This is a genomic window from Erwinia sp. MYb416 (genome assembly GCF_037479575.1).
Lineage (GTDB): Bacteria > Pseudomonadota > Gammaproteobacteria > Enterobacterales > Enterobacteriaceae > Erwinia > Erwinia rhapontici.
Window position 1 is genome coordinate 1731847 of record NZ_JBBGYT010000438.1, and the last position, 25594, is coordinate 1757440.

17 protein-coding genes and 7 pseudogenes are annotated in these 25594 nt (G+C 54.5%); 14 read left to right on the forward strand and 10 right to left on the reverse strand.

Annotated features, from left to right (window positions below):
• The first annotated feature begins 4 nt into the window (after positions 1–4).
• The 3 genes from WH277_RS17820 (at position 5) to WH277_RS17830 (ending at position 1832) form a co-directional block, all read left to right on the forward strand.
• Positions 5–532 carry a sigma-70 family RNA polymerase sigma factor gene (locus WH277_RS17820; RefSeq protein WP_133846522.1) on the forward strand — a complete coding sequence of 176 codons (528 nt, stop codon included), beginning with the start codon at positions 5–7 and terminating at the stop codon, positions 530–532.
• On the forward strand, positions 529–1335 hold the full coding sequence (locus WH277_RS17825) for an anti-sigma factor family protein (protein ID WP_339506114.1): 807 nt from the start codon (positions 529–531) through the stop codon (positions 1333–1335). The genes WH277_RS17820 and WH277_RS17825 overlap by 4 nt, the downstream gene beginning before the upstream one ends.
• A gap of 101 nt (positions 1336–1436) precedes the next feature.
• Positions 1437–1832, forward strand: coding sequence for a YybH family protein (locus WH277_RS17830; protein WP_339506116.1), 396 nt, complete (start codon positions 1437–1439; stop codon positions 1830–1832).
• Positions 1833–1842: 10 nt separating this feature from the next.
• Here WH277_RS17830 and WH277_RS17835 read toward each other — a convergent pair.
• Positions 1843–3524: pseudogene (locus WH277_RS17835) on the reverse strand (sigma-54-dependent Fis family transcriptional regulator).
• Positions 3525–3810: 286 nt separating this feature from the next.
• Between WH277_RS17835 and exaC the strand changes: the two are divergent.
• The 4 genes and pseudogenes from exaC (at position 3811) to WH277_RS17855 (ending at position 8191) form a co-directional block, all read left to right on the forward strand.
• Positions 3811–5331, forward strand: coding sequence for an acetaldehyde dehydrogenase ExaC (gene exaC / locus WH277_RS17840; RefSeq protein WP_339506117.1), 1521 nt, complete (start codon positions 3811–3813; stop codon positions 5329–5331).
• Positions 5332–5357: 26 nt separating this feature from the next.
• Positions 5358–6382 (forward strand): annotated as a pseudogene (adhP, locus tag WH277_RS17845) (alcohol dehydrogenase AdhP).
• Positions 6383–6516: 134 nt separating this feature from the next.
• Complete coding sequence (locus tag WH277_RS17850) at positions 6517–7278, forward strand: YdcF family protein (protein ID WP_171148532.1); 762 nt, start codon at positions 6517–6519, stop codon at positions 7276–7278.
• Between the two features lies 1 nt (position 7279).
• Positions 7280–8191: a LysR family transcriptional regulator gene (locus tag WH277_RS17855; RefSeq protein ID WP_171148531.1), complete on the forward strand. Its 912-nt coding sequence runs from the start codon at positions 7280–7282 to the stop codon at positions 8189–8191.
• Here WH277_RS17855 and WH277_RS17860 read toward each other — a convergent pair.
• From WH277_RS17860 to WH277_RS17865, 3 genes are all read right to left on the reverse strand, one after another.
• Positions 8173–16737 carry a GH36-type glycosyl hydrolase domain-containing protein gene (locus WH277_RS17860; RefSeq protein WP_445235338.1) on the reverse strand — a complete coding sequence of 2855 codons (8565 nt, stop codon included), beginning with the start codon at positions 16735–16737 and terminating at the stop codon, positions 8173–8175. The two genes, WH277_RS17855 and WH277_RS17860, sit on opposite strands and share 19 nt — an antisense overlap.
• 165 nt (positions 16738–16902) lie before the next feature.
• The gene (locus WH277_RS28770; protein ID WP_213202360.1) at positions 16903–17070 is read right to left on the reverse strand and encodes a YnfU family zinc-binding protein; all 168 of its coding nucleotides are present in this window, start codon (positions 17068–17070) and stop codon (positions 16903–16905) included.
• A 34-nt stretch (positions 17071–17104) separates the two neighbouring features.
• Positions 17105–17353, reverse strand: coding sequence for a hypothetical protein (locus tag WH277_RS17865; protein ID WP_133846531.1), 249 nt, complete (start codon positions 17351–17353; stop codon positions 17105–17107).
• Positions 17354–17908: 555 nt separating this feature from the next.
• Between WH277_RS17865 and WH277_RS17870 the strand changes: the two are divergent.
• Positions 17909–18265, forward strand: a pseudogene (locus tag WH277_RS17870) (YciE/YciF ferroxidase family protein); the annotation flags it as partial.
• A 25-nt stretch (positions 18266–18290) separates the two neighbouring features.
• Positions 18291–18882 (forward strand): annotated as a pseudogene (locus WH277_RS17875) (manganese catalase family protein).
• 129 nt (positions 18883–19011) lie between these two features.
• Here the strand turns inward: WH277_RS17875 and WH277_RS17880 are convergent.
• From WH277_RS17880 to WH277_RS17895, 4 genes and pseudogenes are all read right to left on the reverse strand, one after another.
• Positions 19012–19137: pseudogene (locus WH277_RS17880) on the reverse strand (phage integrase); the annotation flags it as partial.
• 36 nt (positions 19138–19173) lie between these two features.
• Positions 19174–19280: pseudogene (locus WH277_RS17885) on the reverse strand (IS3 family transposase); the annotation flags it as partial.
• Between the two features lie 478 nt (positions 19281–19758).
• Positions 19759–19932, reverse strand: coding sequence for a hypothetical protein (locus WH277_RS17890; protein WP_339506120.1), 174 nt, complete (start codon positions 19930–19932; stop codon positions 19759–19761).
• A gap of 64 nt (positions 19933–19996) precedes the next feature.
• Entirely contained in the window at positions 19997–20407 is a 411-nt protein-coding gene (locus WH277_RS17895) for a hypothetical protein (protein ID WP_339506122.1), read from the reverse strand.
• A 513-nt stretch (positions 20408–20920) separates the two neighbouring features.
• Here WH277_RS17895 and WH277_RS17900 point away from each other — a divergent pair.
• Both WH277_RS17900 and WH277_RS17905 read left to right on the forward strand, forming a co-directional pair.
• Positions 20921–21075: pseudogene (locus tag WH277_RS17900) on the forward strand (DUF4385 family protein); the annotation flags it as partial.
• Positions 21076–21202: 127 nt separating this feature from the next.
• A complete protein-coding gene (locus tag WH277_RS17905; RefSeq protein ID WP_339506124.1) occupies positions 21203–21604 on the forward strand; it encodes a hypothetical protein in 402 nt (133 codons plus the stop codon).
• A 55-nt stretch (positions 21605–21659) separates the two neighbouring features.
• Here the strand turns inward: WH277_RS17905 and WH277_RS17910 are convergent, their stop codons facing one another.
• Positions 21660–23186, reverse strand: a complete 1527-nt coding sequence (locus WH277_RS17910) for an FAD-dependent oxidoreductase (protein WP_339506125.1) — start codon at positions 23184–23186, stop codon at positions 21660–21662.
• A 48-nt stretch (positions 23187–23234) separates the two neighbouring features.
• Here WH277_RS17910 and WH277_RS17915 point away from each other — a divergent pair, with 48 nt between their 5' ends.
• Entirely contained in the window at positions 23235–23750 is a 516-nt protein-coding gene (locus WH277_RS17915) for a MarR family winged helix-turn-helix transcriptional regulator (RefSeq protein ID WP_197931276.1), read from the forward strand.
• A 48-nt stretch (positions 23751–23798) separates the two neighbouring features.
• Here the strand turns inward: WH277_RS17915 and WH277_RS17920 are convergent, their stop codons facing one another.
• A complete protein-coding gene (locus WH277_RS17920) occupies positions 23799–24218 on the reverse strand; it encodes a GNAT family N-acetyltransferase (RefSeq protein ID WP_167863947.1) in 420 nt (139 codons plus the stop codon).
• Positions 24219–24350: 132 nt separating this feature from the next.
• Here WH277_RS17920 and WH277_RS17925 point away from each other — a divergent pair, with 132 nt between their 5' ends.
• Positions 24351–25379: a methyl-accepting chemotaxis protein gene (locus WH277_RS17925; RefSeq protein ID WP_339506129.1), complete on the forward strand. Its 1029-nt coding sequence runs from the start codon at positions 24351–24353 to the stop codon at positions 25377–25379.
• A gap of 13 nt (positions 25380–25392) precedes the next feature.
• On the forward strand, positions 25393–25563 hold the full coding sequence (locus tag WH277_RS17930; RefSeq protein WP_339506131.1) for a hypothetical protein: 171 nt from the start codon (positions 25393–25395) through the stop codon (positions 25561–25563).
• The last annotated feature ends 31 nt before the right edge of the window (positions 25564–25594 follow it).

The following is a 25594-nucleotide window of genomic DNA, read 5'->3' on the forward strand; positions in this document are numbered from 1 at the left end:
CCGTGTGGAGGGTAGAAAAATCACCCGTAGTGAAGTCCGAAACCATCTGGCTGCCCATCTTGAACGCTTATGGCGTTACGGGATGGTGCTGTCACGTAATCGTGATGTGGCCGAAGAACTGGTACAAACCACCTGTGTACGGGCGCTGGAACGCAGCGCCCAGTTTACGCCAGGAACACGCATCGACCGCTGGCTGTTCACCTTGTTGCACTCGGTGTGGGTCAACGATCTGCGCGCCCGGCGCGTGCGGCTTGGCCAGGGATTTGTCGACAGTGAGGATTTGCACGCAGCAGATACCTGGTCACACGAAGAGGACCGTATGCAGTATCAGCAAGTGATGCAGCGCGTGGAAAGGCTGCCGGAGGCTCAGCGTAATGCGGTGTTTCTGGTGTATGTAGAAGGGTTTACCTATCAGGAAGCTGCTGACACGCTGTCCGTGCCGATTGGCACCATCATGAGCCGTCTGGCAGCGGCAAGAGCCACGTTGTCCCGTGCGACAACCTCAGCGCCTGCACAGGAGAAACGCCGGTGAACAGAGAACGTTTTTGTCCCCCTTACAGCGATGAGGCGATAGTCGCGTGGCTGGACGCAGAAATGGATGCGGAAGAGGCTCAGGCCTTTGAGCAACAGTTAAAGCGCGATCAACCGCTGGCGGCCCGCACCGCCGAACTGATGAAAAGCAACCAGCCGTTTGCCGAGGCTTTCGACCCCCTGCTGGAGGCCGCACCCAGCGCACGCCTGCACGCAAACCTGGAGCGTCTGCTGGCGCAAACCCCGGCAACGCCGCCCGTGGTAAGCACTCAGGTCAGCCGCCGTGCGCTGATTGCTGCGTCACTGAGTTTCCTGGTGATCGGTTCCGGTTTCGGCTACTTCGTGCGCCCGGATAACCGCTCACGCCGTGAAAGCGAGAAAATCCGCGATCTTGAATCGCAGTATATGTCGCTCTACAGTCCGGAAACGTTGGTGGATGTGGACAGCACCGCAGCGGTGATCGACCGCTCACTGGCCAGAACGGCACAGACGATGGGCCTGCATCTCAACGCGCAACAGCTCATGCTGCAGGACGCTGAGTTAAAAAGCGTGCGCCTGCTGCGCTATGACGATACCCGCATTGTGCAGATTGCCTGGGAGCACAGTGCGTATGGCCCGATGGCGCTGTGTGTTTCCCGCGAGGATCATAACAGTGCCACCCCGGTGCTGGGCGAACAGCGCCAAGGCATGAATCTGGCCTGGTGGCACGCGGGAGGTTACCAGTACGTGTTGATTGGGCGAAGCCCGGCACCGTGGCTACAGCAGAGCGCCGGGTTGCTGCGTCAGGGACTGATGCCGACGTGATGACCACAGGCTTTGCCGACAGGGTGAAAATATCCTTGTTTTCACTCTGATGTTTATGACAGGGTGAACACCGGACATGTCACCCTTTCAGGAGCCACCGCATGACTTCACATCCTCTTCGCCAGATCATCGAAGCCTGCGACCGCGCGATCACCGCCCGTGATTTTGACCAGTTGATGACGTGGTATGCGCCCGATGCCGCACTGGTGATTAAGCCGGGCATGATTGCCCGCGGCCACGATGAGATCCGCCGGGCGTTTATCACCATCTCTGACCATTTTCAGGGGCAGCTGCGGGTTGAGCAGGGAACGATGCAGGTAATTGAAGGGGCGGGCGATGCGCTGGTGCTGATGGAAACGGTGCTGCATTACCCGGATGGCGCGGGCGAGACCCTAACCGTCACCCGGCGCGCCACCTATGTATTCAGGCAGGAGCCTGATGGCCGCTGGCTCTGCACCGTTGATAACTCCTACGGTACCGACCTGCTGGATGCCTGATATCGGCCCATTATTTGCGCGCAGCACGGCGATACAGCGTGCTGCGTGCCACGCCCAGCGCTTCTGCCGTTTTGCTCACATTGCCGTTGAAGCGTTGCAGAGTGGCGGCGATCAGTTGTTCATCATGCTGTTGCAGTGCAGGCAGCGGTTCACTCACCGCCAGCTGATACTCCGCAGGGAGGCTGTCGCAATCCAGCACGTCGTTATCATCGGCGAGCGCCAGCAGCACTTTCAGTACGCTGCGTAACTGACGCACGTTACCCGGCCACGGATGTTGCGCCAGGGTATCCCGCAGCAGCAGCGTCATCTCAATACCACGCTGCTCACCGCCCAGTTCCTGCCAGAGCTGGCGAATAAAAGCAGGCAGTTCTGCCCAGTCGCGCAACGGTGGCAGCGTCAGAGAGAACTCCTGCAAGCGATAAAGCAGATCCTCACGGAACGCACCCTCAGCCACTAACTGTGGCAGATTACGGTGGGTCGCGCAGATCACCGCAAAACTCACCGGCCAGCTGCGGCTGGAGCCGAGCGGGGCCACTTCTTTCTCCTGCAACACGCGCAGCAGACGGGTTTGCAGCGCCAGCGGCATATCGCCAATTTCATCAAGGAACAGCACGCCGCCGTCAGCTTCACGAATTTTCCCGATATAGCCATTCTTACTGGCCCCGGTAAAGGCACCGGGCTGATAGCCAAACAGCTCTGATTCTGATGCCAGCGGCTCTGCTGATGCAGCGCCCGGCTGACATATTCTTTACCGCTGCCGGTTTCTCCATGCAGGCACAGCGACACCCCCGCATTGATCAGCCGCACCATCTTCTCGCCGCCATCACGCAGCGAGAACGGCAGAGTGGAGGAGGTGATGGCGGTCGAGGCAAAGTGTGTGCGGGCCGGGGCACGCAGTCGGAAAAAATAGTGCTGCTGGCTGCGGGTGGTGAGCGGCTGTGGCACCTGATTTGCCTGCTGTTCGAGCTGTGGGAACAGCTGCTGGAAGGTCAGGCAACCCAACTGTTCCGCTCCCAGTTCCAGTTCACGCATCGCCACGCGGTTGGCGGCGTCAATGCCCTGAACCTGGCGGTGCAGACTCATCATCCACTGATCCGGGTGCAGGCTCTGCTTGATCCACAGATATTCAATGTGCTTCGCGGCGTCTTTGATCCAGGCCAGGGTATGCGGATGCGCAAAGTGTGCCGGGCCGGAGATATCCAGCACCCCGGCAATCTGTCCACCAGGGCTTTGCAGCGGGATCGCCGCGCAATACAGCCCCTGGTTGCTGGTGAGAAAATGCTGCTGACCGTCGATTTCACAACAGTCATCAATCGCCAGAGCGGTGCCGATGGCATTGGTGCCGCGCCCGCACTCACTCCAGAGATTGCCCGGTGCCAGCGCAAAGCGTTCCGCTTTTTGCAGCGCCTGCATATCACCAAAGGTGTTCAGCACCAGCCCGCTGGCATCCGACAGGATCACCACGGCCTGTTTCTCGGCAATTTTCTCGGCTAATGCCCGGATGGCAGGCTGGGCAAACTGTTGCAGCGTGGCGTGGTGGGCGAGAGCATCGGCCAGTTCTGCCTGGCGAATGCGGGGAAAGTCGTCGGACAGGCGATCCAGACCGTAAAGCTGGCTGCGAAACCAGGAGTCACTCAGCACTGGGTTTGGCGCAAACGGTGGGGTACTGACGGCTGACGAATTTCCCTGCATTGATAACCTCATGCCCTGGTGAAAGTGTTGCAATATTGTAGCCATCTGGTTTTTTCGGTGTTGCGATTTGCAACACAGATGCGAAAAGTTTCCGTTATGGCTTGCGATAGCAGCGGTCACTCGCTTCGTATTACTCTGATAATCATCATTATTTTTACAATTCCACTAAGGTGAAAAATTGGCATGGGGTGTGCAATGGGAAAGAGGCAATCGTAACAACGTCCGGGACAGGATCGCGCTGCGGTTGTTTATCTCTCAAAGACCTACCCTACAAGAGGATTTTGCGATGCGTTATTCCCATCCTGGTACACCCGGTGCTTTAGTGTCTTTCAAAGCGGCCTATGGCAACTTTATTGATGGCAAATTCGTCGAACCGCAAAGCGGTCAGTATTTTATGAACACCTCTCCGGTGAACGGCAGCGACATTGCGCAGTTCCCGCGTTCTGATGCCCGTGATATCAATGCGGCGTTAGATGCCGCCCACCGTGCGGCCGACGCCTGGGGAAAAACCAGCGTGCAGTATCGTTCTAATCTGCTGTTACAGCTGGCCGATCGTATAGAAGCCAATCTGGAATACCTTGCCGTGGCAGAAAGCTGGGATAACGGTAAACCAATCCGCGAAACGCTGAATGCCGACCTGCCGCTGGCGGTTGACCATTTTCGTTACTTTGCCGGGTGTCTGCGTGCCCAGGAAGGGAGCGCCAACGAAATCGATGAAAAAACCGTGGCCTACCATTTCCATGAACCGCTGGGCGTGGTCGGGCAGATTATCCCGTGGAACTTCCCGCTGCTGATGGCCGCCTGGAAACTGGCCCCGGCGCTGGCAGCCGGAAACTGTGTGGTGCTGAAACCCGCAGAGCAAACCCCACTGGGTATCACGCTGTTGCTGGAACTGGCAGGCGACCTCTTCCCGGCTGGCGTGCTCAACGTGGTGCAGGGCTTTGGCCGTGAAGCGGGCGAAGCCCTGGCAACCAGCAAGCGCATTGCCAAAATCGCCTTTACCGGCTCCACACCGGTTGGCCGTCATATCATGGCCTGCGCGGCAGAAAACATTATTCCCTGCACCGTCGAGCTGGGCGGCAAGTCACCGAATATCTACTTCGCCGATGTGATGAACGGCGAGCCGGAGTTTATCGACAAGGCGGTAGAGGGGCTGGTTCTGGGCTTCTTCAACCAGGGCGAGGTCTGCACCTGTCCGTCACGCGCACTGATCCACGAATCAATCTATGCGCCGTTTATGGAAAAAGTGATGGCGAAAGTGGCGACCATCCGTCGTGGCGATCCGCTGGACACCGACACCATGATTGGCGCACAGGCATCACGCCAGCAGTTCGACAAAATCCTCTCGTATATTGATATCGCGCGCCTGGAAGGCGGAAAAATCCTGACCGGCGGCGAACGTGCCAGCATCAGCAAAGAGCTGGATAACGGCTACTACATTCAGCCAACGCTCATCCAGGGCGACAATCAGATGCGCTGCTTCCAGGAAGAGATCTTTGGCCCGGTGATCGGGGTCACTACCTTTAAAGATGAAGCCGAAGCGCTGTCCATCGCCAATGAAACCCAGTTCGGGTTGGGCGCAGGTATCTGGACGCGTGACACCAATCTGGCGTATCGCATGGGCCGCAGCATCAAGGCCGGGCGCGTATGGACTAACTGCTATCACATCTACCCGGCACATGCGGCCTTTGGGGGATACAAACAGTCCGGCGTGGGCCGTGAAACGCACAAGATGGCGTTGAATGCCTATCAGCAAACCAAAAATCTGCTGGTCAGTTATGACACAGCACCGTTAGGGCTGTTTTAAGCCTGTTTTCTTTCGAGGATTGAATAATGAAAACGATGAAAGCCGCAGTAGTGAAAGCCTTTGGCGAACCGCTGGTGATTGAGCAGGTGCCGATCCCTGAAGTCGGGCCGGGCCAGCTGCTGGTGAAAGTGGTGGCTACCGGTGTCTGTCATACTGACTTGCATGCTGCCGAAGGTGACTGGCCGGTGAAACCTCAGCCGCCATTTATTCCGGGCCATGAAGGCGCAGGTTATGTCGTCGCGGTAGGTGAAGGCGTAAAGCATATAAAGGAAGGGGATCGCGTGGGCGTCCCCTGGCTGTACTCTGCCTGTGGCCACTGCGAACACTGTCTGGACAGCTGGGAAACCCTGTGCCATTCGCAGCAAAACGCCGGTTATTCGGTTAACGGTAGCTTTGCCGAATACTGTCTGGCCGACGCTAACTACGTTGGCATCCTGCCGGATAACGTTGATTACAATGAAATCGCGCCAATCCTCTGTGCTGGTGTTACCGTGTACAAAGGTCTGAAAATGACCGAAGCCAAAGCGGGTGACTGGGTGGTCATTTCCGGTATTGGTGGGTTGGGCCATATGGCGGTGCAGTACGCCGTAGCGATGGGCTTTAACGTGGCCGCCGTGGATGTCGACGACGAAAAACTGGCCTTCGCCAAACGTCTCGGCGCCACTGTCACAGCAAACGCCCGTAACGTTGACCCGGCAAAAGTGTTTAAAGACACGTTCGGCGGCGCACATGCGGTGCTGGTGACGGCAGTATCACCCAAAGCCTTTGAACAGGCGATTGGTACGATGCGTCGCGGCGGCACCATGGTACTGAACGGTCTGCCACCGGGTAAATTTGACCTGTCGATCTTCGATATGGTGCTGGACGGCATTACCGTGCGCGGTTCGATCGTGGGGACGCGTAAAGACCTGCAGGAAGCGCTCGACTTTGCGGGTCGCCACAAGGTAGCGGCGAATATTTCGGTTGAGCCGCTGGCCAATATCAATGATATCTTTGCCCGCATGCATGCCGGAAAATTGAAGGCCGCATCGTGGTCGATCTGGCCCTGTAATGTCTGTCTGACGACGGCAACACCGGATTAATCCGGGTTTCACAGCAGGCATAGCTTCAGCGCTATGCCTGTTCGCAAAATGTAAAGTATCAGTGATATCATCTGCCAGGTGTTCACTTATTAAAAGCCCGCATATGATCCTGACCCCGCAGAACATTGACTCTCTTAATACCATTTCACACTGGCTTGCCGTTAATGATGTCAACGGCGAACAGGAGCTGCACGCTGATGTGGCTATTCTGGCTGGCCATGCCGTGCTGCCGGGGCTGATCGGGGCCTTTACCCGGCTGGCTGACACCTCAATTCCTTTGTTGCTGAGCGGCGGCACGGGTCACTCCACTGAACTGCTGAAAACCGCATTGAACACAGTGCAGGTCAACAGCGATGCATCGAGCGAAGCACAGCTGCTGGCCGATGCAGCCGTGCAACTCTCCGGCATCAAGGCAGATCGGCTGATCATTGAAGATCAATCACGTCACTGCGGGGAGAATGCTGCCTTCAGCCGTCGAAATCTGCTGGCGCGAGAGATGCCGGCACAGCGTATCATTCTGATTCAGGACCCGCTGATGCAGCGCAGAACCACCGAAACCTTCCATCATGAGTGGCAGCGCCAGGGGCAACAGGTCGATTTCATCAGCTGGCCGGTGTTCGTGCCGCAGCTGGTGTTACAGGACGACCAGCCGGTCATCACCGGGGCGGCATCGCAACAGGGATTGTGGGCACTGGACCGCTATGTTTCGATGGTGCTGGGAGAAGTGCGGCGGCTGCGTGATGACAAAGAGGGCTATGGTCCCCTGGGCCTCGGGTTTATCGGCCATGTGGATGTGCCTCACGCAGTGGAACATGCCTGGCAGCGGCTGATGGCCGAACCTGAACTGGCGGCGCTGGTGCGCTGAAATGACGACGGAACCCGATCTCAACTTACTGATTGCACTGGATGTGCTGCTGAATGAGGCCAGCGTGGCGGCAGCGGCACGCCGTCTGGGCTTAAGCGCCTCGGCCATGAGCCGCACGCTCAGCCGCCTGCGCAGCGTTACGGGCGATCCGTTGCTGGTGCGTGCCGGGCGCAACATGGTGCTGACGCCCTGGGCCGAAGCGATCCGCGAACGCAGTCAGAACGCGGTCTTAGAAGCCCGTGCGGTGCTGCGTCCTGCGGTGGCCGAACAACATCCCGCCAGTCTGGACTGCACGTTTACGCTGCGCGCCAATGACGGATTTGTTGAAGCTTTTGGCCCGGCATTGATTGCGACAGCAGCGCTATCCGCGCCGTTGGTCCGTCTGGTTTTTGCCCCCAAACCGGAGAAAAGCGTCAAGCCGCTGCGCGAAGGACGCGTGGATCTGGAGATTGGTGTGCTGGGCGAGATGGGCCCGGAAATTCGTGTGCAGGCGCTGTTCCGCGATCGTTTCGTCGGTGTGGTGCGTCAGGGCCATCCGCTGTCGCAGTTACCTGATGTCAGCGTCAGTGACTATGTTGCCTGGGGACATGTGGTGGCCTCACGCAGCGGAAGGGCGGAAGGGCCGGTGGACCAGGCGCTGGCAGAGCAGGGCGTGCAACGCCGGGTCAGCGCCGTGGTGCCTGCTTTTCCGGCGGCGCTGTCCGTGGCGCGCGCCTCCGATCTGGTGGCGCTGGTGCCGGCATCCTTCCTGCTTAATCAGCCAGCCGGGCTGTTGTACCGTTTTGAACTGCCGGTCAAAACCGGTGCCATCACCGTGTCACAGATGTGGCACCCGCGCTCGGAAGTGGACCCGGCGCACCGCTGGCTGCGGCAACTCCTGTTGACAGTATGCCGTCAGCGGGTGCCGGATTGATCTTCCCCTCCCAGGTGGATCGTCACATGATGGTGCTGCCCCTCATCCCGTAGGGGAATGCAATCCTCCGTCAGATCCGCGCCATCCAGCGTGATGTGATAATCCCCCTCACTGCGCACCACCTGAATATGATATTCGCTGCTGCCATGCTGATACGTCAGGCTGACGGAAGGCCAGTGTGCAGGCAGTAATGGCCTGACGGCCAGCGCATCCGCATGGCGGGTAATCCCCAGCAGAGACTCCACCAGCAGGCGGTAAGCCCAGCCCGCCGATCCGGTGTACCAGCTCCATCCACCGCGTCCGGTGTGTGGTGCGACACTGTAGACATCCGCCGTCATCACCCAGGGTTCAACTTTATAGCGTGCCACCGCATCGGCATCCAGGCTGTGATTGATTGGATTGATCAACGACCACAGTTGCCAGGCTCTTTCACTGTTGCCCATTTGGGCAAAGGCCATCACCGCCCAGATAGCACCATGCGTATACTGCCCGCCGTTTTCACGCACGCCCGGGACGTAGCCCTGAATATAGCCGGGATTCGGCCCATCGCCATTAAACGGCGGCGTTAACAGTTTGATCATCCCTGCGTTGTCATCAACCAACCGTGCATCCAGTGATTGCATGGCTTTTGCGCACTGTTCCGGCGTTCCGGCACCGGAGAGGACAGCCCAGCTCTGCGCGATAGCATCAATCTGGCAGGCCTGCGACAGATGGGATCCCAGCGGTTCGCCGTTATCAAAATAACCGCGTCGATACCATTCACCGTCCCAGCCGGCGCTGTTAAGGTTATCGCGAAGCTGGTCTGCCTCTTTGCGGCATCGCAGGGCAATATCCGTATGCTGCCGTTGTTCTGCCAGCGCGCCAAAACGCCGTAAAATATCGTAGAGGAAGAAGCCAAGCCAGACGCTTTCCCCTTTCCCTTCACTCCCCACCCGATTCATCCCGTCATTCCAGTCACCCGTCCCCATCAGCGGCAGGCCGTGTTGCCCAAAACGCAGGCCGTGGAGCAGGGCTTTCAGACCATGCAGCCAGACGGTATCTTCGTGAGCACTGATGGTGGGCTGCTCGTACACGGACTCTTCACCGGGCTGCGGATGTTTGCCTTCCAGCCAGGGGACGGACTCCTCCAGCAGCGTTATATCGCCGGTCGTGGTGATGTAATGACAAATCGCCAGCGGCAACCAGAGGTAATCATCCGAACAGTGAGTACGCACGCCATTCCCGAGAGGAGGATGCCACCAGTGCTGGACATCGCCCTCAATAAACTGCCGGGAGGCACAAAGAACAATCTGTTCACGCAGGCGCTCAGGTGCGGTGTGACTCAGGGCAAGCGTATCCTGCAACTGGTCACGGAAACCGAAGGCGCCGCCCGACTGGTAGTAACCGCTGCGCGCCATAATGCGACAGGCCAGCGTCTGGTACAGCAACCAGCCGTTCACCAGCAGGTTGACCGTTGGATCGGGCGTGGTTACCACCACTTTATCCAGAATCCGGTGCCAGTACTGATGAACCTGCGCCAGCTCATGGCGAGCAGCATCCTCATCCAGATATTGGGCGATAAGCGCTTCCGCCTCCTGCTGATTTTGCCCCACGCCCAGTACAAAGATGAACGTGCGCTGGTCGCCATCAATAAGCGTGGTGGCTGACTGCACCGCCGCACAGGGATCAAGCCCTGCGCCCGTGGTATCCGGCAGTCGCTGCTGTTGCATCGCCGCTGGGGAACGGCGTGAACCGTGACGGCCGAGGAAGGCCCGCCTGTCACCTGTCAGTGAACAGTGTGCCCCGGTCACCGCGAAGAATGCCGTTCTTTCAGAGCCGTTGCTGTTGTAGTAGTTACTGGCCAGCACACCGCAGCCGGTGCGAACAGTGGAAGGGTGCGTGATGATATGCATGGCTGACTTGCTGCGCGATTCACCCAGCGTCCATTCAACATAACCCGTGACAGAGATTTTCCGAATGCGGCCTGAGTTGTTGGTAAGGGTTAAAATGGCCAGCTTCACCGGCGCATGCTCAGCGACCAGCACGGTCAGCTCGCTATCCAGCCCGGTTTCTCGGTGGCTGAAGACGCTGTAGCCAAACCCGTGACGGCTCAGATATGGGCCGCGCCCCTGTACGGGCAGAGTGGTGGGTGACCAGACGGCACCGGTTTCTTCATCACGCAGATAGAAGGCCTCCCCTGAACGGTCACTGACGGGATCGTTCTCCCAGGGCGTGAGACGGTATTCGTGCGCATTTTCATACCAGGTATAGGCTTGTCCGGCCTCCGAAATCACGGTGCCAAACTGCGCATTGGCCATTACGTTCGACCAGGGTGCAGGCGTGGATCCACGTTCATCCAGCAGGATTTGATATTCGCGCCCGTCGGGAGAAAAGCCCCCCCGGCCGTTGAAACAAAGCAGCGCAGCGGTATCCGGCTGCCAGTCAAGGTGCTGGTTCACCGGGAGTACGGCTGGCGTGACCAGGGCAAGCGACGAGGAGACGGCACCCTGAACACGCAAATTGAGTTGTTCTTCCAGCCCACCCGCGCGATCGTCAATCACAACCCGTGCCACACTCAGCAGCAGCGTGCGATCCTCTGCGGAGAGATGCTGACCATTCCGTAAGAAAATCCCTCCCGACTTATCCGTCATTCCTGGCGCAGACTTGGCGGCGATCAGGTCCATAATCTGGTTGTGCAGGGTCTGCTGATAGCCTCCCGGGCCATCATTGAGGATCACCAGGTCGACCGCCAGACCTTTCAGACGCCAGTAATGATGGGCCTGCATCAGCGTATTGATCAGCGGAATACTGTCCGAATGCGTAATATTCAGGATCACAATCGGCAGATCGCCGGAGATACTCCAGCCCCACAGACCGCTCTGCCCACGACGATTACGGGCAATAATCTGCGCCTCTGCACGCAGTTCAGGGCCAGGGAACAGCACGGCGCTGGCAAGGCGATTGAACAATGACGCATCGTCTTCATTGGCATTAATCTGTCGCAGCACAATCTGGCTGTGTGACCATGCCAGTTCAAAGACGCGATCGGCAATCGGGGAGTCGCGGTATTTATCCAGCAATGCCTGGCTCTGTTCTCGACTGCCCGTGACGCCGTAAACGATATCGAGGGTGACCGGTACGCCGGGGAGTAACACCAGCGGCTGGCGCAGGGCGATCACCGGGTCGAGTACTGCACCGACGTTATTGCTCAGCGGCCCGCTCCGGGTGGGAGCCAGGGCGTTAGCGGTATCATTCCCGCGCCCAAGAAAAGCGGCACGATCGGTTTCAAATGAGGCCGTTTTCTCCGTTCTGCCATGCACCACCATCATATGAAACAGCCACGGACTCTGTTCCTCCGGCGTGCGTGCCCGGCGGTGACAGAGAATCGCTTCCTGGGCAGAGATCCACTCGGTCTGAACAAACAGGTTGCTGAAGGCGGGGTGGGACAGATCGCTGTCGGCGGAAGCCAGCACCACTTCGGCGTAGCTGGTGAGTTCCACCGTCCGTGGCTGACGTCCCCTGTTGACCAGCGTGATACGACGCAGCTCGATGTCATCTTCGGGGGAAACGACAATCTGCGTTTTAATATGCAATGTTCCCTGCCTGCGCGTGAACTCTGCGCCGGCATCGGTGAAGGAGGCTTTGTAATCATCGGGCGTTGAGCCGGAAGGCTGCCAGGTGTTGCTCCACACTTCGCCGCTTTTCACATCGCTGATGTAGCAGCAGGAACCCCAGTTATCACAGGTGGTATCGCTGCGCCAGCGGGTGAGGGCCAGATCGTTCCAGCGGCTGTAGCCGCCACCTGCCTGTGTCACCATCAGATGATAACGCGCGTTCGACAACAGCTGAACTTCAGGCGCGGCGCTGTCCACATCCGTGAATTCCCGCGGATCATAGTGAACCGGTAACAGCGTTCCTTCCGGCGCATCGAAGTGCCTGCGCGGACTGTAGAGCTCGATGTTATTCGGCACCCGCTCTTGCAACAGCAGACGTGCTGACTGAAAAGCCGGGACAGCCATAAACCGGTCTGTCATTGGGGCATTGTGTAACAGGTGAGATAATGCCTGAAACGACATGCCCTGATGATGGGCCATCCAGGAGCGAACAACGGCAAACCGCTGGCCGCTGGCCTGACGGGAAGGGGTGTAATCCAGCGCTTCGTAGAAGCCATATTCGCCACGCGCACCGTTTTTTTCCAGTACGACAAGATTGTCACAGGCTTTGTGAGGCGCAACCAGCAGTGCCAGGAAAGTGGCATAAGGGGCCACCACCATATCGCCCGCCAGGCCGCGTTTTAGTCCAAGACCGGGAACACCAAAGGCGTGGTACTGATAATTTTGTAAGGGGTCAAACGCGTAATACCCTGACTCTGAAATGCCCCAGGGCACGCCACGCTGTTTTCCCCACTCAATCTGCCGATGCACCGCTGAAAGGCTCATCTGTTTCAGCAGGCTGCCCGGATAGGTGGGCATCACCAGATTGGGCATTAAATACTCGAACATCGAGCCACTCCAGGACATCAGCGCCGTATCGCGATCGATGCGGGTGAACAGGCGTCCCAGAGCAAACCAACTCTTGAGCGGTAGCTGATTGGTGGCAATGGTCAGGTAGGTGGTCAGACGGATCTCGGAGGGGAAGAGATCGTAATGACTGGTGTCCAGCCTGTTATTGTCACAGTCATAGCCGACGCTGAGCTGACTGGTCACCTCATTGTAGAGGAAGGTGAAATCCATGTGGGCATGTGCCGCCAGCCGCTGTTCCAGTTCGGCAATAATATCGATCTGCATGCGAGCCGCTGCCAGCGTTTCTACTGTGGGTGTACCTGCTCCTGCTGGCGTTGCGGTTGACAGCCACGTCAGCGAAGGCAGCGTGGCCTCCTGCCAGCCTGCAGTGACCCAACCCAGCAGTGAGGACCAGGCATGGCAGAATAATGTCAGCTGGCGCTGAAGATGACCAATCCAGTGACTGATGGGGCCGTTGTCTTCGGAGAGGGTGGGATGCAGGCGCAGGCTCAATGCCTGCATTTTTCTGAGCTCGCCGAGTAACTGTGCCGCAGGCAGTTCATGCGCGTTGCGACAGTGTTTATGCAGCTGGCGCAGAGTGGTCGGCGCATGTTGTCCCCAGCGGTTTTCCAGCAGCGTGATGGTGTCATCCAGGCCTGCCAGCATCCGATCAATATCGATGACGGGCTGGGTACGTAACTGCGATAAACCGGCACTCAGCGTCAGCAGATGCCCGGCCATATTTCCACTGTCCACGCTGGAGACATAGCGTGGATTCAGGGGCTTCAGCGTACGGGTGTCGTACCAGTTGTAGAGGTGCCCACGGTAATGCTCCATTTTATCCAGCGTGTCCAGGGTGAGCGATACACGCCTCAGCACTTCACCGGCGGGGATATAGCCGAAGTCACAGGCCGTCAGGTTCGCCATCAGCGACAAACCAATATTCGTGGGTGACGTGCGATGAGCAACGGTGGGCTGCGGAAACTCCTGATAATTATCCGGTGGCAGCCAGTTTTCTTCGGCCTGGGTGAAGTGGTCGAAGAATGCCCAAATTTCACGACTGTTGTGGCGTAAAAAACGTTTCTGTCCGGCATTCAGCGCTGCCGCGACAGGCGCAGGGGAACGGCTGAGCCAGCTCAGGATCAAGGGGGTCAGGCACCACAGCACGCCGATGGGAAGGGCAAAAACAAGCAGTAGCGGGGCATAACGGGCGGTTAACGCTGGCAGCAACACACCGCAAACCACGTTGAATGCCATGGCACGGTAAAACCGCAGCGGGGAGGTTTTGTTTCCCTCGTGACAGGGGTCAACACTGGCCCACTGATTGAGGTGACGGTGTGAAACACCCAAACGCCACAGCGTTTTCACAATCGCCAGCAACGAGAAGGCGGCCTCATGCGGCAGGGTGGCAAAGTTAAGAATAAGGTGTGTCAGGCGGCGCAGCGTTCCCGACGCGACAGCCGTCAGGCGCTGCCAGACAGGCCGATTGCTAAACAACAGATCCTGAACGATGGCCAGAGCAGCAGGCAACAGCAGGACCAGTGCCAGCATGACGAGCCAGTAGTGTGGGTTGGGGACCAGCAGCAGAGCGGAAAATATCAGCATCAGCAGCGACGGCGCAACCAGGCTCCGGCGAAGATTATCGAATAATTTCCAGCGTGATAAGGTACTTAACGGGTTTTTTTCACGTGAACCATCCGCTTTATTCACCCGGAACGTCAGCCAGTTGAGCAACTGCCAGTCGCCACGAATCCAGCGGGTGCGGCGTGCAACATCAGAGAGATAATTGGCCGGATACTTTTCATAAAGCAGCACTTCGCTCAGTAACCCGGAGCGGGCATAACAGCCTTCCAGCAGATCGTGGCTCAGTACCAGATTATCGGGACAGGTGTTCTGCATGGACTGCGTAAAGATATCGACATCATAGATGCCTTTGCCAACGAAGGCGCCTTCACCAAACAAATCTTGATAGATATCAGATGACATCATCGAATAAGGATTGTTACCCGGTACGCTGCTACAGATAGCGGCATAGCGCCCCTGTCCTGACAGGGGGATTTCTTCAGCCAGACCTGGCTGCAAAATCCCGTAACCTTTAATCACTCTACCTGTCGCGGCATCATAAACCGGATGATTCAGCGGGTGCGCCATGGTGGCCACCAGTTTGTGCGCCGTGTCACGGGGCAATACCGTATCGCTATCCAGTGTGATCACGTACCTGACGCGGGCAGGGAACGGTTTCTCATCCCCGACGCGGTGGGAAAATTGCGAGCCTGGCTGGCGCAACCAGCTGTTCAACGCCGCCAGTTTTCCCCGTTTGCGTTCATAGCCCATCCACACACCTTGCTGCGGGTTCCATTCGGGTGAGCGGTGCAGCAAAAGGAACAGCGGGCGATCCGCCGCATAGCGACGGTTCAGGGCGTCGACCTGTGAAAGCGCCCATGCCAGCAGCGCATCATTTTCAGGAGAGTGTTCTGTCTCCGCGTCACTGAAATCGGTCAGCAGCGCAAAATAGAGATGGGCACTGTTATTCCCCAGATAACAGACCTCCAGGCTATTCAGCAATGCATCGGTTGCCTGACGGCTGGTCAGCAGGCAGGGAATGGCAATCAGTGTACTGAATTCTGCCGGTACGCCGCTGGAAAAATCCATCCGCGGCAATGGCTCCGGTGTGCGAAACCGCGTTGTCGCCTCACTGAGCAGATGCAGAACCACCTGACCGATCGCCATCGACAGTGGAACCGCCAGCAGCAACAGCGGCCAGCGCAGCCCCTGTTCCGCAGTCGCATGCAACACCTCTGCAGTACAGGCAACGGTCAACAGACTCAGGCTGCCGAGCCAGGCGAGCAGGGGTTCCTGATTGAATCGATGACGCAGATGCGTTAGCCAGTTGGTGTTGGCGGCCAGGCGTTTTTCCAGCACATGACGGTCTTCGCCGATCAGATACTGGCCGATATGATGCTGCGGCAGGATGGCACTGGCCGCCTGTGACAATGCCAGCACGTGGCGGGTCACGTCCAGTTCACTGAAGCGGCTGGTGCGGGCCAGTTTCTCGATCACGTGCCGGTAATGGTCGCGGGTATCAAAGTGCATCAACGGGTAGATCCCGGCAGGATCCTGAAGCAGCATCTGCTCGACCAGGCTTTGAGCTTCACAAAAATCGGCCCAGTTGGTTTCACTTAACAGCCGCAATCCGGCAATGCTGTTACTGACAGAGAGCTGGCTGGCCGCGAGTTGCTGATTAAAACGGTGGATCAGCAGGTCGGTGGTGATGCCGGTTTTCACCAGTCGCTGTTCCATCCAGGTCAGGGGCAGGGCAAGCAGGTTGCCACGCCCCTGCAATCTGCGGACCAGTTCGGCAACAAACGCGCTGCTGAGTGGCGGGCGGGATCGCGCCATATCAGCGATGACCATCACCAGGTCGGCCGGGGTCGTTTCAGCACAGGTGATAATCTGGCTGACCCACTCATCGGCGAGGTTACGCTCCTTTTGCGCCTGAGCCACTTCGCTGCTCACGCGGCGCAGATTTTCGATAAGTGCAAGACGTAACATGCCGGGCAAGGCCCAGAGTTCTCCCAGCGTGAGTGGCGTTACCTGCTGATAGGCGTTGATATAGCCCGACAGACTGCTGACATCCCAGCGCCCGTCACCGTGAGCAATGGCTTCGGAAGCAATATCATAAATACGCGGGCAGGCATGAGGGGAGGCCAGTACTGGAAGGCCTTTGCCAAAGTTTTTTGGCAAATGATGACGCACCATGCGGATCTGTTCTTCAATCAGATAATAGTTGTCCAGCAACCATTCGCCCGCTGGGGCAATACTGATTTTATCGACTTTATTGAGCAGATAGCAGTTTTGGGCAATGACTGATTCATTGTCGTCCAGACGTTTCAGCAGATACCAGGGGATTTTATCAGGTGATAATCGATGCGAACGCGCCAGTTTCTGACCGAAATGCGCCATCTGGGCGGCTGAAAATAATTCTGCTTTAATCACACTATCCATCGCCCGGGCAGGTGCCCCCGTCCAGGCTGTTTTTATTGTGGCGATTTTTGCGCGTAACATCGTCATAAATGGAGATTTAATGCTTAATTTCATATTATTGCTCGTCAGGCGGGGAAACGCACAGGAGCAGTGAAATCATTTCAGAAACGATCTCTCTGAATGGTGTAAACAATCAAAATTCAGCAGCTGCGAGAAGGGTGGTCGGTGAAATAGGTGAAGTCGCGTTTACTGATGATTAACAATAAACAGTGATTTACAGGCAGGGCAAAGTAATGTCTGGTTTTGACGAATTTTGCTGGCTGCATGAGATGAACGGTGTCCACACAACGGGCACGTTACCGTCGATGTCGTTGCCGTGTTAATACGCTTCATAACATCACTAAGAAATGACATGGTACAGGCCTCACAAAACGAGAAATTAATTTCATTATGGCGATTTAGTTGTTTTTTTAAATTCTTTTATCCAGTTAGTGTAGAGATCTATCATTGCCACAATGTCTGTTCCTGGCGAAACATCACGGATAAATAATTTTGCTTTATTTTCATTGACATCAAAGGCATACAATGAAGTTTTGGCATTAAAGGTTCCATGATCGCCATCCTGAACAATGTTGGCATGATCGAATTTGATCAACGGCCACTTTTCCAGACGCGAGAAGAGATGATTTTTATCCATAACTCTCCGAATTAAAAGGAAAATAGACTTACCACAAAGAAAACAACACTAAAAATAATCACCCCTGCCGCGGCCTGATATGATGATTTTTAATGATTAAGTTTAGCCTCTATACCCAGGGGGGGGGCAATGTCGTGTTAAATCCTTAAAATATCGAATTACACCTCAATCTCTGTTTTAATGACGGCAGGCGGTTGTTAAGCGCCTTTCTACTGCGTCATTCAGGACATACCACTGCAATTTGGCTTTTTTCCTAATTTTCACAGCTCAAAATCCATAATAAAACCTGGAAAATAAAATTTCATCCTATCGTGGCAATATTCTATTTCAGCGCATTCCTTTTTTACTTTTTTCATCAGAATTTTCATTTAAAATTTATCTGTCGCAATGGTCATGAAAACAGCCAGTTGCTAAAGCCCCGCGCTTCGCCTGAATGCAATAATAACGTCATTTATTTACCGCTCCTCTTTTTTTATCGTTCTTTTATTGTGAAGTGCGCCAGGCTTGTTAGGTCAGCACTCTAATTATCCCTGCTACTTATTGGAAGAAAATATTATGACAATTAAAACGCTTGAAGATCTTTTTATTCATGAATTATCTGATGTTTATAGTGCAGAAAAACAGATATCCCGTGCATTGCCAAAAATGGCGCGGGCAGCAACAGACGAGCAGTTGGTCGCCGCTTTTAAGCTGCACCTGGAGGAAACGCGCGGACAAATTGAGCGCATCGATCAGCTGGTGGAGATAACGGATGGCGTAAAAATCAAGCGCATGAAGTGCCACGCTCTGGAAGGTCTGGTGGAAGAAGCGCAGGAGATTATCGACTCCGTTGAGGCAGGCCCGGTACGTGATGCGGGCTTAATCGGGGCCGCGCAGAAAGTGGAGCATTACGAGATAGCGACTTACGGCACGCGCGTGTCAGTATTTCACTCAGGGCCTGGGCGATAATGATCCCGGCCGTAAAGATATGCTGATGGATATTGCGACGGAGGAACTGAGTCACCTGGAAATTATTGGTTCGCTGGTGGTGATGCTAAATAAAGGCGCAAAGGGCGATCTGGCCGTCGCTGTTGTACGGCGGTGGGCCCGCGTTGACCAACTCTGCAGGCATCCCCTGGACGGCAGCCTATGTCGACTCGATTGGTGAAGTGACAGCCGATCTCCGATCAAATATTGCCGCAGAAGCGCGCGCGAAAATTTTATATGAACGCCTGACCCTCCTGGTAAGCTAGCGCCCATCCGCGACGGTGTATTACAACATGTCAGACAGTGATAATGTTCGCGGAAGCTGGAATGCCGATGAAAACTTTACCTACGTCAGCGATCCTCAACCGGCAGTGGATGGCGGTGATGGCTCTGCCAGCGTGACCCTTCCTGCTGACCAGCAGGCGAATAGCGACCAGCTATTACAACGCACGGCATCCGATCCTGACATCAATCCGGTAACGGGTACCGATCTCGGGGCAGTGCCGCCGATAGAAAATACCCTGGCAAAAAAGGAACCAGCAGGAGACAAAGGCACCGATTAGCCGTTTTTCACTGTCGGTAATAAAGCGCGCGGGCTCCTTCGGGGGCCTTTTTTATGCCTACAAACTAGAAAGCCGCGCCAGACAAGATTTCACGTTTTACTACAAGCAGTCAAAAGCCATAAAAAGCACCTAGGTTGTGGACGTGATGTGGACGCTCAGTCCACCACTTTCACCCGTCAATAGGTTGAGCAAAATCGCATCCTGCAGGTACTGCGGAGCGAAGTGCGCGTAGACCATGGTTTGTGCGTTCGTCGCTTTGAGTGCCCTCGATTCCGTAGACAGCTCCTGTCCTCACGATGAGGTCTTTTCGAAGGCCTCGGGCTGACGCCACCAAGATGACTGTGACGCCGGGTTCGATTGTAGAACACTTCAATGTAATCGAATATATCCGCACGAGCCGCCCCCAACACTATCCGGCCAGCAACAAATACACTGGCAGTGAGCAAAATAAAGCCCCGCAAATGCGGGGCTTACAATATTACATGAAGGAACTTTCAATTCAGTACTAAAATAAAAGCTAAGAAAACTATTCGTAATCATCTAAAGAGCCTGAGATATCTCCTTCCTCAATAGACCCGAGGCCGAATTTTCCAACCAGTACACTACTTTTCATCTGAACCAAAACTGACATGCTTCGGCCTGAAACGCCTTCTTCTTTGTAATGAGACCCGCTCGCATTTGCTGAAAGATCTGTATAAAAACCATTATCAAATTCAAATTGCTCGATGCTAATATCTTCGATTTCATCAAAAATTGTATCTGATTCGGCTATCGCACCAGGAAGATAGTTTCAAAATGATTAAAGATCATATCTGCGCTTAGGTCATCATTGTCAGAGTCCTCTTCTAACAAAATTTCCTCAAGACGCTTTGCTAATTAATCGTCATAATAAATAAATTCAACTTTATCTAAAACTTCATTGTTAAAGTTTTTATCTGCTAATAACTCATCAAAATTATCATATCCAAAAAGAACAGCGACAATATTACTTAATAAATTTAGTGATATTTGTATGTCATCATCTTTTAAGCTTTCTTCAATTTTAAGCATGAGAAAATATGCTGAAGGGAACCGATGAGAAGCTAGGGAAGCCCTAGCCTTTGCAGTGCTACTTTCAAATCGGATCCTTTCTAGCTCCATCTTGAGTTTTCAAAGATTGTTCTTTTGCTTTATCGCTCGCCTCAAGCGCTTTGGCAACTAAACGAGCCCCTCTTTGCCGTAGGTGCTCTTGTATTTCATTTCTTTTATCAATGCCCTGTTGCACCAGTTGTTCAAGAAACTGTTTATCTGGGTCTGATAGAAGCTTTTCTTTATTGAGCTCTTTTTGTTGATTTATTTTAGCTAGTTCAATGTTGACAGCTTGACCATGTAATTTTTCGCTAGCCCAACGCTGGATGAAATTAATGGCTACAGCGCCCCAAGGAAATACCAAAAGATAAAACAAGGTAATTATTAATAAAGGATCATTTATCCTTGTTTTGGCGTTTCCGGCTATTGAAGAAACGATATCGTCAAAAAATTTCATCTTTTTTATTCCAAATACAGTAGTTAAAATGTCACGTGCTGAGTACCGAAATCATGCTTCGTCTTTGCATAAGAGCCCGCATCAAATTGTTGAGTTGATGATAGCCTGCTTAGGAAGCATTATCACCATGTTAAACAAAGCTAAGCTTAAGAAAACTATGTAGAACTGAAATAATGCACCTCGACTACGCTGTAAGAAGAAGCGATTTTGTTGTTTGTGTATAAATATGAACACAAATCCCCGCATTTTCGGGGCTATAAGTATCAATGTGGTCAATATGTGGACGCTACCTAAAGTAAACCCTTTTATTTCATTATCTTGAACCGTTTCAAAAGCTCCTTCGGGGGCCTTTTTGCAATTCAACGACGCCGTCACCGTTCAGTATGCCAGGCTTAAAGAGTGGCCTGATGGCCAGATAGCATCAACATGAAATGAAAGGACGTGCGTGAATGAAGGCATTTGACTACCAGCAGGATTTTAAACAGATCGACTTTCGCCAGCATCCTGAGCAATGGGAAGAAATACGATGCCGATGGCAAGCTGCTGCCTTATGAAGTTAATGAGGAGAAAGCGGCTGCCGCCGCTGTATTTAAAACCTGCTGGGATAAGATCGCGCCGATAAAGACTATCTTGCGCGTAAGAAAAAACATCAGCAGGCGTTTGGCTAGCAGGGCAGAAGACATTCTCGTATTCCAGGTAAGTCTCTTTGGCTTCTACATTCAATGTACCCATGACAGAGGTTTACAGCCATCCAGAAATTGCCAGGAAAAATAAAACAGAAGCGAGCACAGCAAAATGGAATTAATGAAATGCTTAATAGCTTCAATTTTGTTGATTCTCCCTTTATCACTGCAGGCTGGTGTGGAAATCACTCATCTGGAGATAGTGGAAAGCGGTCATTCTGTGGAAGACACTAAAGACGATCCCAATAACTATCGGATGATTTGTAAAGGCTGGAATCCGACCAAAGATCATTTTTTTGCTAAAGCGCAGGTATCGGATCAAGGCTATAGATGGTTACACGACTATTACTCTCCTTGTATCGCGACGGGAACGGTCATTTTTAAGGATGGATCTTCTGGGGAGTGGGGTATTTACGATACTGGATATGGGTCTGTAGATTTCAAGGACGGAGCAAATAACATCGTAAAACAAAAGTATTTTCTTAATTTAAACAATCAGTGGTTGAAGGAATGATCCGCGCCGATAAAGATTATCTGGCGCGGAAGAAAAAACATCAGCAGGCGTTTGGCTAGCGCGCTGTGTTCCGTTGTAACCCGAGTGAAGCCGATAATCCTACGCGGGTGAGGTATTCTTCCAGCGCGGAAAGCTGCTCCGTGACGATAATCGCGCCGATATAACCATCCGGGCGCACCAGCAGCCAGTCACCAGCAGCCGGAGCGTAGGCATCGAGGAAGTGGTTTCCGTCATCAATCAGATCGCCACTCATGCCAATAATATGTTGGTTCAGGCCTGGCCGTGGCTGAACGATATGGCGAGCGGCCTGATAACCGATTAGCGTCCAGTGTGCTCCCTGATAAAGTTCAAATGCGCGTACCCGCTGGCCGTCAGCACGGAGAAGCGGCGCATCCGGCGCCCGATCCCCCGCATGGACGCCACCCGTGCGTGCGGGCATCTCCAGCGCCAGATCAGGATCGCAATACCCCAGATCGAGCTGATGCACCTCCCGCCCGCGCCGCAGGTCACCCTGTTGTGCCGCGCTCAGTAGTTGGGTAGAAAGATCCAGCATGGCAGCGGCAACGGGACGGCGCTCCTGCTCATAACTGTCCAGCAGGGACGCAGATGCTCCCCCGATGACGGCGTGCAGTTTCCATCCCAGGTTATAGGCATCCTGCACGCTGGTGTTGAGACCCTGACCGCCAGTTGGCGGATGAATATGAGCCGCATCGCCGATCAGGAAAACCCGGCCCGCCTGGTAGCGTGCGGCGAGCCGCGCATTCATGCTGTATGCGGATGCCCATGACACCGCATGAAGATGAATATCTTTGCGCCCGGTGCGCGCAGTGATCAGGGATTGCAGCCCTTCAGCGGAAAGGTCAACCTCGCCCTCCAGCGGGAGAGGCCCCTGGATTTGAAACAGATCTGTCGCGGCCAGCGGACAGAAAGCAATTTGTCGCTCCCTGTCGCCGTCACCGAAGCGGTGCCAGACATCACGCTCAAGCCCCGTCATCAAGACATCGGCAACCAGGGCACGCACGCCAAGGGTCTTGCCAGGGAAACTGATGTTCAGCGCATGGCGGACATCACTTTTACCGCCATCCGCCCCCGTCAGCCATTGCACCCGCAGCGTCTCTTCACCGGCCGGGCCCTGGATACGCGCGGTTACCCCCTCTGGATCCTGTTCAAACCCAAGCAGCTCACAACCGAATTCAACCTGATGCCCCAGCTCTGCCAGCCGTTCCCGCATCACCTGTTCCGTTAAGTATTGCGGTAGCATCAGCGGATGTGGCCAGGGTTCCGCAGGGGATGGCGTACGTTGTTCGACAATATGTGCTTCCGTCTGACTGCCATCAGGATGATAGCGTCGTTCAGGCGGATAGAGACTGGCCAGCCGGTTAATGCCCTCGATAATACCCAGATCCTCGAAAATCTCGAGGGTACGTGGCTGGATGCCCTTGCCACGGGACCCGTGGAAGGGGATGGTTTTCTTTTCAATCAGACGAAAGTCGACGCCCCTGCGTGCAAGGTCGATTGCCAGCGTCAGGCCAGCAGCGCCGGCACCACAAATCAGCACCTCTGTTGCATGTTGCTCTTTCATACGCCACCTCATTATGTGTAATATGCACATATTTAGAGGAAGGGATAATTGATGTCAACAAAAAGCATGCAAAATACACATATTAACGATCAGCTTCGCGAACTCCATGGTGCATTACTTGAAATCGTCGGGGTGATGAATCGCCCTCAGCGCGATGAGGCGCTGGTTCGGGCGGCAGGTATTTCACTCGATCGCGCGCTGTTTCCGTTGCTGGTTCTGATAGAGCGCTTAGGTCCGACAGGTATTGTCGAACTCGCGGATCGGGTAGGGCGCGACTACACCACCGTGAGCCGACAGGTGGCGAAAATGGAAAGTCTGGGGCTGGTCAACCGTCAGCACAGTGCCGCCGATCGCCGCATCCGCGAAGCGGTGATCACGGAAAGTGGCAAAGCCATGACCCATCGCCTTGATGAGGCACGTAAAAAAATCGGGCAGGCTATTTTTGATCAATGGGATGAGCAGGATATCAGCGATCTGGTGAGGCTGATGCGCCGCTTTGCCGACGATATTAAGGACGACCGTCATTTTGAGCACATCTCCCCACCCGGGCAGAAACCGGTTTAAGCCACGGGACGGGTCGACGGGTTACCCATAGCCCTCGACGCGTTCCCGCTACGTAAGGCGTTTAGTCAGATAATGACGCTGCTTTCCCGGGTCGGGAAAATCGGGCAATGTCATTTGCAGCACAAATCCCTGCTTTTCATAAAAGGGCAGTGCCTGAAAGCTGAAGGTATCAACGAGAACATGCTGTGCACCTTTTGATTTCGCTTCTTCTTCGGCTATCTGAATCAGTTGAGCGCCAACGCCCGCGCCTCTGATATTTTCGCTGACCCATAAATAGTCAATCGACAGCCAGATCCCCACCAGAGACGCCATCACTCCCCCGATGATAATGCCCTGTTGATCGCGGCAAAAAACGCCGACAGGTCCCCAGCCGCTTTTATCAATAAACTGGCGGTTATATCCTCTCAGCCCTTCTAGCAGCGCTTCTCTGTCTGCCTCAGGGATATCGCCAACCCGGGTAAATTCCATTCATCAGTCCCTCTGAAATTGTGACCATTACGTGATAATTAAGTAACTAAATAAACTGTTTATTTAACAAATCCTGCCGATAACTGAGCGATTTTCTTAAACAATTGTTGTTCAACAACGGAAGGTTATCCAATGAAAAAGTTGTTTGTTTACTTTGAAAATATGAGCGTTGGGAAAAAATTGATGACAGGTTTCGGCATTGTGCTGATCCTCAGCATCGCTGTCGCACTCTGTGGCATTAAGAATCTTAATGATATCGCTGTCCGGGCAGAAAAAGTTCGTATGCTGAAACTCGTCACCGATCAGTTTGCGCTGGCGAAGGATACGCGTATGCAATTTATTAAAACCCATGACGAGCAGTTTATCATCGCTAATGATAAACACTTGCAGCAAATCGAAACCGAGATCGGCCTGCTGAAACAGCTGCCCTGGCACCCTGAGCAGTTGACCTTGCTCAACAGCCTGACCGGACTGATCGCGGAGTATCGTGATAAACGAGCCCAAACGGTGCTTGAAACCCAAAAACGCGTTCAGATAGCCGCAGCACTTTCTATCAGTAACGAGAAAAATGCGATCGCGCAGATTTCTTCAGGCTTTGCAGGCCGGGCTGATGCGGCAGCGCTGGAAGCAGCACTGTCTGAGGTGAACAAGCATCTTGATGGCGTCTCAACCCGCTTAACGCTGCTGGAATTGCAAAATACGGAAGCCGCGCAGAATGCGTTAACCGGTTTCCTGGCAGAGTCCGTGCAGTTAATACAAAATCTGGTGCCGCAAATGACGCCTGACAACAGCGAACGTTTACAGAACATCGCCAGTGTACTGAATCAGAAAAAAGAGAGCGTGGCGGGCTATCGCACCTCGTTCCTGGCAGAACAGGAGGCGACAGGCACGTTGGCGAAGGCGGGTTCCAGCCTCACGACTATTAGCGGTCAGCTGTTTGAAGACGAGATCGGTGCCACGCAAACCTATATCGACGACGCCATCTTCTGGATGACGATCATTCTGCTGGCGGCGGTGATCATGGGCGTAGCCACCACCCTGATTATCACCCGTCAAATCACCACGCCGTTATCCGCCATTCTGGCCTTTACTCAGCGTATTTCTGGTGGGGACCTCAGTACCAGCCTGACCACCTCCGCCGGAGAGATGGGACACTACTAATGCCATCGGCGGTATGAATGAAGATCTGCGCCGCATCATCGGTGATATTCGCAACGGTGTTGCACAGGTGAACATGGCTTCTGCCGAGATTGCCGATGGCAATAATGATTTGTCTTCGAGGACGGAAGAGCAGGCTGCCGCACTGGAGCAGACCGCTGCCAGCATGGAGCAGTTAACCGCGTAAGCAAACGTTGAGAATATCCACATCCACCAGC

Coding starts and splice junctions, on each gene's coding strand:
- WH277_RS17830 (WP_339506116.1), top strand. CDS start 1,437: ATGACTTCACATCCTCTTCGCCAGATCATCGAAGCCTGCGACCGCGCG.
- exaC (WP_339506117.1), top strand. CDS start 3,811: ATGCGTTATTCCCATCCTGGTACACCCGGTGCTTTAGTGTCTTTCAAA.
- WH277_RS17850 (WP_171148532.1), top strand. CDS start 6,517: ATGATCCTGACCCCGCAGAACATTGACTCTCTTAATACCATTTCACAC.
- WH277_RS17855 (WP_171148531.1), top strand. CDS start 7,280: ATGACGACGGAACCCGATCTCAACTTACTGATTGCACTGGATGTGCTG.
- WH277_RS17860 (WP_445235338.1), bottom strand. CDS start 16,737: ATGTTACGCGCAAAAATCGCCACAATAAAAACAGCCTGGACGGGGGCA.
- WH277_RS28770 (WP_213202360.1), bottom strand. CDS start 17,070: ATGTCATTTCTTAGTGATGTTATGAAGCGTATTAACACGGCAACGACA.
- WH277_RS17865 (WP_133846531.1), bottom strand. CDS start 17,353: ATGGATAAAAATCATCTCTTCTCGCGTCTGGAAAAGTGGCCGTTGATC.
- WH277_RS17890 (WP_339506120.1), bottom strand. CDS start 19,932: ATGCTTAAAATTGAAGAAAGCTTAAAAGATGATGACATACAAATATCA.
- WH277_RS17895 (WP_339506122.1), bottom strand. CDS start 20,407: ATGAAATTTTTTGACGATATCGTTTCTTCAATAGCCGGAAACGCCAAA.
- WH277_RS17905 (WP_339506124.1), top strand. CDS start 21,203: ATGGAATTAATGAAATGCTTAATAGCTTCAATTTTGTTGATTCTCCCT.
- WH277_RS17910 (WP_339506125.1), bottom strand. CDS start 23,186: ATGAAAGAGCAACATGCAACAGAGGTGCTGATTTGTGGTGCCGGCGCT.
- WH277_RS17920 (WP_167863947.1), bottom strand. CDS start 24,218: ATGGAATTTACCCGGGTTGGCGATATCCCTGAGGCAGACAGAGAAGCG.
- WH277_RS17925 (WP_339506129.1), top strand. CDS start 24,351: ATGAAAAAGTTGTTTGTTTACTTTGAAAATATGAGCGTTGGGAAAAAA.
- WH277_RS17930 (WP_339506131.1), top strand. CDS start 25,393: ATGAATGAAGATCTGCGCCGCATCATCGGTGATATTCGCAACGGTGTT.